Genomic DNA, 8,514 nt, shown 5'->3' on the forward strand with positions numbered 1-8,514 from the left:
TGCTAAAATCGTTTGATATAGTTTATCACTTAAATTTAGGTCTTTAAAAAACTTTAGGGAGAAATCCCTGAATTTTTTTCAAACTTCCATCCTAACCACTAAATTCAAAAAATGAAAAGTGAAACTGTCATTAATTTTTTTCCCGCCTTGAATGGCGATTCCTTCCTGGTATCCTCAAATGCTACAAATATCCTAATAGACGGTGGGTACGTAAACACCTATCGAAATTTCTTAAAAACGGAGTTGCAGGAAATCGCTAGACGGAAGGAAAAATTGGATCTTGTTGTGATAACCCACATTGATAGGGACCACATATCTGGTGTAAACAAGCTCCTAGAAGAGAACAACGACAATAGGTTTATAGAAATTGATAATATCTGGCATAATTCCTATCGTCACCTGCAAATAAAACCCGAGGACTCAAAAAAATTTGAAGCTCCTTCGTTAAAGAAGGTCAGCGAGTTAAATATCATGGCTATCATAAAAGAAGATATCCCGGATACGCCAAAAAACGTAAGTGCAAAAAAAGGCTCGACCCTGGCAAAATTAGTACATGACGGTAAATACAATTGGAACAAACAATTCAGAAACGCTGCTGTTTCTTTTCAGAACGAACCTGTCGAAATCGGTAGTTTTAAGATTCAGCTGCTTTCACCCAACCAGCAAAAACTTGAAAAATTGAAGGGATACTGGTTAAAAGCCCTTTACAAACTGGGGTATGTGAATGATGACAGTGCTGCCGGGTTTATCGATGATGCTTTTGAATTCGTAGTCTCCGGTGAAAAAGAAACCAAGGTTTTAGATAAGAAAAACATCTCGGCCGGATCCGTCGATCTCAACGCGCTTTCGGTAACGGATTTTATCGAAGACAACGCTGCCGCGAACGGTAGCTCAATTTCTTTTATATTGACGTCTGATAATGCTAGAATTTTATTCCTCGGGGATTCACACCCCTCGGTTATTTCGGAAAGCCTGATGCTCCTTTATCCAATTGAGGAATTTCCACTTTTCTTCGATGCAATCAAAATCTCGCATCATGGGAGCGCACTCAATACAAACAATGAGCTGCTGAGTTTAGTCGACTCGCAGAAGTATTTAATTTCAACAAACGGGAACTCATCTGATCATCCGGATATTGAAACTATAGCACGAGTTGTGGCGCGGAAAACGGATTTCAAAAGAACACTTTACTTTAATTATCCCGTCCAAATCATCAAAAATATAAACATCGATCCACTCAAGGAAAAGTACAATTATGAATGTGTTGTATCCCATGGTACAGCGATAAGCATCAATTTCAATGAAAAAAATAATTAGCCCATCCCAAGCCATGGAATCCTGCCTGGAGATACACTGTGGCGATGAAAGAGGGACCGGATTTGTCGTTGCCGGAAATAAAATCTTAAGTTGCTATCACGTTATCGTGGACCATATCGACGGCCACAAAGTATTCATTAAAACTGGAGGGAAGGTTCTGGATTGTAACGTCCTGATTTTTTCAATAGAACTTGACCTTTGCATATTGGGTTACAGCGAGGAGTTGTTCAAACCATTGCCATTGGAAGCAAGCATCATCCGGTTGCGGGAATCAGTTCAGATCTTTGGGTTTCCGCTTAAATCTTCCACTCCGTCTATACTAAGCTTCAATGGAAAGATCAGTCAAAACCTGAAAGATGAGATAAGCGATTTCACTATCAGTGATCTTGATATTGACCCAAACTTTGACTACGAGGGACTATCGGGCGCACCTGTTTTTATTGAAGGAAGGGTTACAGGGGTCATCCAACGACAGCTTAACGATCGCCTCTCATTAATCAGCATCCAAAAAGCTTCCGAATTTTTAGAGGATAATGATTTGGAATTTGAGAAGAACATTCCTACCTATGATATTCCAAAAGGTTTTGAGGACCATGTGCTTTCCGCAAGACCGAATCGTGCGGTAATTAAAATATTGGAAGATGCCCTGCTGACTGAAAAAAGTTGGTTTTTGTTACATGGATCTCCAGGATCAGGAAAATCAACGCTTTCGGCGTCCTTTATGCCAAAAGATAAATCTTTGGTCATTACCGGCAGGTATTTTCTAAAAATTCCTAATGACAACGAACCTTTAGCCTTACGCAGGTCGAAAGGGTATTTCCTGGAGTTTCTGGAAAATGTTATTGCAACAACCATCACCGGCCAGCGACTTCCAAAGGATGAACATTCATTCGAGGAAAGGCTCGCACGACTTGGTGATCTCTTGGCGGAACTAGGAGCATATTATATGGAGAAAAATCTAATCGGATGCCTGATTATCGATGGTCTGGACGAAGTCGCTTCGTTGGAGGAGTTTCTCGGAATATTACCGACAACGCTTCCGACAGGTGTAAAGATTATCCTCTCTTCCACTTCAGTCCAGGTTTTGCCCTCAGTATACAGGAGTCTTCTCGATATTGACCAGATGATTGCCGTTACGCCTCTGTCTATGGCACAATGCGAAGGGCTGATCTTGGAAGAATTAGGCCCGGAACTTCTGTCGGCAGATGCCACGCAGCATCTGGCGGAAAAATCAGAGGGACATCCTCTTTATCTGCGGTACCTGATAGGTTTCCTGAAAAATACCGATCCGGAATTCTTCAGCGACCAGTTAGATGAGTGGCTGTCTAAAATACCCACGATACAAGGTGATATTACCAATTATTACAACTCAATATGGGAAAGATTTTATGAAAACCCGGTTATGCTGTGGACCATCATTGTATTTTCCCACGTTAGGCAGCCTATCTCAAAAGACGAAGCATATCAGATTCTACCAGAATCTCTTAAGCTAAGCTTTACGTCTGTTTTTGATTCGATAAAATTTCTGCTCTCCGGGAAAAATTATTTTGAGGTCTATCACACCTCTTTCAAAAGATATGTAAAATCAAAAACAGCGAGTGAGAGCGCTCTGGCAAATGACTATATCGCAAATTATCTGCAGGCCAATCCGGAATCGGATCTTTCGGCAAATAACCTATTGTACCACTATTCGGAAAGCTCGCAAAAATCCATAGCTGTCGACTATTGCAATCAGGAATGGGCTGACCAATGCGCTTTGAACGATGTTGAACCGGACCTTGTTTTAGATGACATCAAGCAAATCATAAGTCTGTCCATCGACCTTAAGCGGACGACAGATACGATCCGGCTGCTACTTCTACTACAACGCATCGATTTTCGGTATGACAGCGTGTTTACCGAACATGCAAACCTGATCGCCCAGGCATTGATTGCGGTTGAAAATTATGGTGCGGCAATAAAATACCTCGTCAGGGATAACGACTTGCTGATAGGTAATTATCATGCCATTTTCTTTCTTCAATTATTTTATGAACGCGAAGCGTTCTATGAGGCTGGCATCCTTTATGAGGCCTTAGAGAAACAGTACCGTAAATTTGTCGAAGAGGCCTCACGTTCTGAAGAAGGTATAAGCCTAGGGATGTTTGGAGTTATGGTAAAGGCAAACGCGCTTTCCATGAATGAGGATTTTAAAGGAGGATATCTTCGATGCACCTCCCTTCTATCGATGCTAAAAAATATGGAGAATGGCGCTCGCGATGCAGGAGAAACCGATACCGCCGACGCCCTCTACCAGGTGCGTGAGGAAAACTCATCCTGGTTATACGCTTATGCCTTGCGGCAATTCGATTTTTTTGCGTCTTCCAGTCAGGTGAAAGAACAAACAGGCCTCGACATAGATGACGGATGGGCGAATCTTCGGGCCCTTGCGGTGCTGATTTTCGACGATTTTAGTGAGTACAATTCTGATATCAAGTCGAAAAGTGAAAACTTTGAGCATTTGGTAAATGATCTCGAAAATCTTGTAAGCGACTACGGTTATCAGGAAAAGCATACTGAGGCGATAGCATTAGCACTCATGAATAACAGCAAGAACCATCCGCTGGTGATAAAAATCCTTGCGGAAATTATCGAAGACGAACAGAAATCCTTCAATGTGAGGAAATCGAATGGCGTCGACTTGGAATATTCGGAGGTATATAAAATAGTCTCCGATTCAAGATACAAGGGCTATGTTGATACATCCGACAATTTCCCGAAAACGGCAGCAAAGTTTCCGCGACATAAGAATTGGGAAACCTATGCCATGTCACTTTTGGAAAGTTTGGGTTTCATCGAAGGCAGATTCCTACTTTGCAAGGCTAAAGGCGATCCGACGGCACCGGTAGCAACTGAACTCTTGATGGCGTTCTCAGCAATAGACTTCTCGTTTGATGAACGGATGTATTGGGAAAGGGCATATCATCTTCCGGAAAACCTATTCCCCATTATATATTCCAAGGCTATCGAGCTTGCCGATGCTTTCGCCCCCGAGATACTTGAACCGATGATATCCAAGCTGATGTCCCGAATGCAAATGCAGTTGGGACTGTACTCGGAAGGCTTTCGAAGCACTCTTCACGAAATTTGCAAGATTTTGGTTAAGTCGCAGAATATTGAGCCATTATTGGTCTTGCTGGAGATTTGGGAAGCCCATGTATCGGGGAGCGTTCAAAACAGGTGGGAAAGGGCGCCAGAACTATTAAGGATCATGGAAATCTATGGCCTCGCGGATGAAGGTGAAAAAGCGCTGGCAACATTTATGCAGATGTTGAAATCATCGATGGGGCCGAGCTGGTATAAAGAAGATCAGCTTGCATTAATCAGCCGTGCCATGTCCTTGAAAAACCATGAGGATGAGCAAATGTCAGAATTAAGATCGTTTGCAGGACTACTGAAATTTGCCTCAGGGGAGATGACCTTTCAAAGATATGTGCGTCAGGAAAAAGAACACTTTATCGGAGCTTTGATAAAAAACGGAAGACTTAAGGAAGCACTTGATTATTATAAGTTCGAAGTCTTGCCCCCAGCCGAGCAGGTTATTAAAAATGCCGAGCAGGATGCTATCGATGCGCCATTACCCGGTAACGGTTATATTTTAGGAGCAGGCAGCCTAACCGAGGAAAGGGCAGTTCTGGAGATACTCGAAAACGTAGAACTTAAATCGCCCCAGTTACAATGGGCATTCTCCCAAGTTTTCGTAATCAATACAGATATGGACCGATACAGCGTGCGGTATACCGATATCCTAGCGCAGGCATTAGAAAATATCGTACCGGAATTTCCGAATCAGGTAGCATCATTCCTGTCTTCCGCAGCAGACACCGCGGTAAAACTTCCAGCAGGTCAGGACGCTAACTACTACCTTACGACAATTTTTGAAATACTGGATCATGCCAACAAGTTAATATTTAAGGACTTATTAAAGAAAAAAGGTATCAACTACAATTTAGATGTCCAAACACAAGAGTCATCTGAACCCAAATATCGAGAAAAAAATGACACTCCCCTTACAGCGTTCAATCTTGAGGCCACAATGCTTAAAAATGTTACTGGAAAAAAGGAAGCGCTTTTACAACAGGGCGTAGACGCCTTTATGGCAAAAAAATACATGATATGGCATGGGAACTTTTCAACGGAAATCAGTGATGCGAGAGAAAACATCAAGGGACTGTTATCAAATCCTGAAGAAGCACTACTTCACCTAAAGCCTTTTATTGAAGAATTTGATGAAATACCCTGGATTGTCGTTAGTCAATTGCTATGGTTCTTAAATGGTAAATTTTCAGCCACGCAAACCAAGGATATTTATGGCCTGATATCTGATCATTTCAATGAGCTTATCCAGCCGGACCAAGAAAGCATGGACACTTACAGCTGGTTTGAAGAAATCAACGATACTTCGGAATCTCCCGACCAGCAAATTGCATCATTTCTGCTGTGGTTGCTAAATCATCCAACTGACCGAATTTCTGAAGGAGCTTATAAAAATACCGTCTTACTTTGCCAGACAGATCCTGACCTTATTATTCCGGTACTTATTACTCATGCGCTGAGTAACACCACGCTGTCTTCTACAGAAAGATCCTCATTTATTCTGTACGAAGTTTCCAGCACGCAGGCGGACTGTCTGATCAAGACTGTCGAAAAAATGGGTGTATCCTCATTTAAAGAAATAAGCAATTTTACTGTCAGGTATAATTTTTACAGAATCGGCATTGTTTTAATGGAAAACGGCAACAGTGCGCTTTACGATCAAATAATTTCAAACATCCCCGAAACAGTTGCAACTACGGGCGAAGTAGACCTTGACTATGACTTTTTAGAATCTGTTGATTGGAATATTGCGAGGCTCAATGAAATGAATTTGCTTGACGCCACATTTTGTCGTACGCTATTAGACACGATAGGAAGTTGCGTAGCACCCCTCACAATATCCGACTTCATCAGATCGGATGGATATGTTTATAGAAGCTTCTATGAAAGCACCAACGGACTTTCCAGATTTGAATATATTGTAAAACACTCTTTAAACATCGCGATTAACAGACGTATTTCGCTGGCAAATATCGAAGATGTTTTCGATAAAATTGATGTCTGATATGAAAAATCTAACTAGAAGAGATTTTTTGTCGTCTCGCGAAGATTTCGAAAGAAATTTTTGTATACTTGAAGAAATGTTACGCCATGGGCGGATGTCATTTTCTGAGGAAACAAGAAAAAGCGTGGAGAGCCTGCATCGAGTGAGAAAATTACCAAATGGCCGAATAGATTTCCATACAGTAGATGAATTGGCAAGACTAACTGCAAATTCAACAGCAAATTTTGAAGGTGTGAATAACGAGGACTAATTATGAAAAAAACAAATCTTGGCGGAATGCCTCCGCCCTCAACGCGTATTGAGTTTGAGCATAACATCTTTTTATCCATTGAGGAAGTTCGATACAAAATTGAGAACGAAATAAGAGATCCCGGATTATTTCATTCGATCGTCCCTAGCCTTAAGAAGGTGAAAGCGCTGCCTAATAACAGGATAGACTTGAGTACGATTGACGAAAGGATACGGTTGCATTCAAATATGCAAAATTGGATGGAAATGGACTTCTTTAAAGAGGCAAGGGAGAAGGCTTTAAAAAAGTCCAACGAAAATATTGATTCAGATGCAGGTACTTCAAATAAATGAATTATTTCTGTTAATCGCCCTCATTTAGTATCACTAGGATGATACAAACTATCATTCACTAAGCTTAATTTACATCCATTTAATGTTATTGAAAAGTTAAATATCATGTAAAAAAGACAGTATTGAATAGTTTACAAATGATGTTCTTTAATTAAATAATTTTGTCTGATATGTACCTAATTTGTACCTCGAAATCTGTAAACAATTGCCAGCAAAGGAAAGTTACTTTCTGTATCGGAAAATAGGGAGCACATAACAACACAAAACAACAACAAACAAACCAGTTAAATTGTCTTAAAAACAGCAATTTAGCTGGTTTTTCATTTGCAGCTACTTTGCGGTGTTTGCAGATGTTCACACTTTTTTTGTACCCCATTTGTACCTCGAAAAAAATCTTCTCAAAATCAAGATTTTTCGGCGAAATTATGGCACACAGAGACACACATAGACACATTGGCACACAAAAAGCCATCTATGAGCTCAAACATGAAAATTATCAGAATTTGCGAATTCTGCAGGGAACAGTTTACCGCAAAAACGACGCGTACAAAATACTGTTCGCACCGATGCAACAGCAGGGCCTATAAACTAAAGGACCGTAATGAAAAAGTCGAAGCCAGCAACCAGGAAACCGCAGCAAATTTTAGTGCCGATTTGGAAAGGATTAGGCTACGAGAATTCTTGAATATTACCCAAGCGAGCCTTCTTTTAGGAATTAGCAGGCGGACAATTTACAGGCTAATTGACCGAGGAGAACTGAACATCGCCAAGTACGGCACAAGATCGGTAGTCAGAAAATGCGATCTCGAAACCTTCTTCGCCATACCGATAGTCGAAGCGACGATGAAACCCCTGCAGGAATTTCCTGGGATTGACAACTGCTACAGCATAGGAGAGATCCAAAAGAAATTCAGCATTTCGCCAGCAGGGCTTTACCTTCTGCTGCAGCGGCAGGGAATAAGCAAATATACCGTGGGCAAGTACACCTATGTGGCAAAAACAGACATTGATCTAATTCTTAATTGTGCCAGAATATGAAAAGGATAAGAGTCACATTGCGAAAAAAAAGTATATCAAATGGGAAGCTCTCGCTGTACCTTGATTATTACCCACCCTTCTTTAATTCCGAGTCTGGAAATTATTCGAGGCGTGAATTTTTAAAGCTGTACCTGATAGCCAAGCCGTCAAGCCAGATCGAGAAGATCCTGAATGCCGAAAACCTGCACCGGGCGGAACTTATCTGTTCCAGAAGGCAGAACGAGGTGAACAAGGAATTTATCTACACCCCGTTTGAATTGGAAGAGCTGAAGAAAAAGGAAATAGGCAGAAAGTCTTTCCTGGATTTCTTTAAGAAGGAGGCCTCGCTACGCACCGGCAAAAACCTGGCCCTTTGGGAAAGTGCGATCAAGCATTTCGAGAAATTTCTCAAGAACAGGGACCTCCTGTTTGAAGAGGTGGATGCAGACCTGATCGAG

General features: G+C 41.4%; 6 protein-coding genes. All 6 read left to right on the forward strand.

From position 1 onward, the window contains the following. Nucleotides 1–111: 111 nt before the first annotated feature. Nucleotides 112–1,317, forward strand: a complete 1,206-nt coding sequence (avs1a, locus tag EG849_RS10195) for an AVAST type 1 anti-phage system MBL fold metallo-hydrolase Avs1a (RefSeq protein WP_125012979.1) — start codon at nucleotides 112–114, stop codon at nucleotides 1,315–1,317. Then, a complete protein-coding gene (locus EG849_RS10200; RefSeq protein ID WP_125012980.1) occupies nucleotides 1,301–6,457 on the forward strand; it encodes a S1 family peptidase in 5,157 nt (1,718 codons plus the stop codon). Before avs1a ends, EG849_RS10200 begins: the two co-directional genes overlap by 17 nt. Nucleotide 6,458: 1 nt before the next feature. Continuing rightward, complete coding sequence (gene avs1c / locus EG849_RS10205; RefSeq protein ID WP_125012981.1) at nucleotides 6,459–6,707, forward strand: AVAST type 1 anti-phage system protein Avs1c; 249 nt, start codon at nucleotides 6,459–6,461, stop codon at nucleotides 6,705–6,707. A 2-nt stretch (nucleotides 6,708–6,709) separates the two neighbouring features. Then, nucleotides 6,710–7,039 carry a hypothetical protein gene (locus EG849_RS10210; RefSeq protein ID WP_158611939.1) on the forward strand — a complete coding sequence of 110 codons (330 nt, stop codon included), beginning with the start codon at nucleotides 6,710–6,712 and terminating at the stop codon, nucleotides 7,037–7,039. A gap of 474 nt (nucleotides 7,040–7,513) precedes the next feature. Beyond that, entirely contained in the window at nucleotides 7,514–8,077 is a 564-nt protein-coding gene (locus tag EG849_RS10215) for a helix-turn-helix domain-containing protein (RefSeq protein ID WP_125012983.1), read from the forward strand. Then, the coding region (locus tag EG849_RS10220) for a phage integrase SAM-like domain-containing protein (protein ID WP_199732271.1) at nucleotides 8,074–8,514 on the forward strand (441 nt) is incomplete at its 3' end. The genes EG849_RS10215 and EG849_RS10220, both read left to right, overlap by 4 nt.

Source organism: Flavobacterium macacae (assembly GCF_003865365.1).
GTDB classification, from domain to species: Bacteria; Bacteroidota; Bacteroidia; order Flavobacteriales; family Flavobacteriaceae; genus Flavobacterium; species Flavobacterium macacae.

Coding starts and splice junctions, on each gene's coding strand:
- avs1a (WP_125012979.1), top strand. CDS start 112: ATGAAAAGTGAAACTGTCATTAATTTTTTTCCCGCCTTGAATGGCGAT.
- EG849_RS10200 (WP_125012980.1), top strand. CDS start 1,301: ATGAAAAAAATAATTAGCCCATCCCAAGCCATGGAATCCTGCCTGGAG.
- avs1c (WP_125012981.1), top strand. CDS start 6,459: ATGAAAAATCTAACTAGAAGAGATTTTTTGTCGTCTCGCGAAGATTTC.
- EG849_RS10210 (WP_158611939.1), top strand. CDS start 6,710: ATGAAAAAAACAAATCTTGGCGGAATGCCTCCGCCCTCAACGCGTATT.
- EG849_RS10215 (WP_125012983.1), top strand. CDS start 7,514: ATGAGCTCAAACATGAAAATTATCAGAATTTGCGAATTCTGCAGGGAA.